1 protein-coding gene is annotated in these 856 nt (G+C 50.6%); it reads right to left on the minus strand.

Annotated elements, in window-relative coordinates; translation table 11 throughout:
- Positions 1 to 37: 37 nt before the first annotated feature.
- Positions 38 to 856, minus strand: an 819-nt coding sequence (locus AD944_RS00185; protein WP_045543148.1) for an IS110 family transposase, incomplete at its 5' end; no start/stop codon positions are given.

Genomic DNA, 856 nt, shown 5'->3' on the forward strand with positions numbered 1-856 from the left:
TGATCTTGTACCGGGAGCGCAAGCAATTTTTCCGGTTTCAGGAGTTCTTTTCGATCCGATTGGAACGACGTCCTGCTCTGATGTTTTCTCCGACAGTATAGCGCTCCAGAATGATGGCTTTTGCTTCACAGAGGGTGATGCTGTTTCCCTCCCTGTCGCGCACTTCATAAGGCTTTCCTCGTTTGAGAACACTGAAGATCCGGTTCACAATACGATTGGCAACGGCACATAAAGCCTGTTTGTGATGATGACCTTTCGCCGTCATCAGCCTCCAATAAAGTTCTGCCAGTTCAGGATCTGTTTTTCGTGCCGTATCAGCAGCAAGATAAAGTGCGTGTTTGATGCGGTTATTGCCACCCTGGGTCAGGGTCTGGCCCGCTCGCTCCACACCACCACTATCAGCCCTCCTGGGAAACAGGCCACAAAAACCCCGTAAATGTTTTTCGGAATGAAACCGTTCAATGTTCTGCAAGATACCAATCAGGGTCGGCGCAAGATGTCGGCCGACACCCGGAATACTGAGCAGAAGAGCCTGTGGGTCGAGGTGTTTGTAGAGATCGGCAATATGCTGCTCAAGATCTCCAACTATTTGAATTTTCTTCAGAACATTCTCAATTTCCGTCGCAATTTCGAACTGCAGTTCCGAAAAATCAATGTGTGCCCCATGAAGGTTCTGGGCGTATTGCGCCGCTTCACGTAACCCTGTGATCAGCGTTTCCACAAAGGGCCCACTGCGCGGATGGTTCCCTCCCGCATGGGCTGCAACATATTTGGCGAGTGTCGTACGACGCGCCTTCAAAACATCCGAGGGGTGAAACCATTTCTGCAACAGGGCCAAAGAGAGCCGTGTTCCTAA

The organism is Acetobacter tropicalis (genome assembly GCF_001580915.1).
In the GTDB taxonomy this organism is placed as follows: Bacteria; Pseudomonadota; Alphaproteobacteria; order Acetobacterales; family Acetobacteraceae; genus Acetobacter; species Acetobacter tropicalis.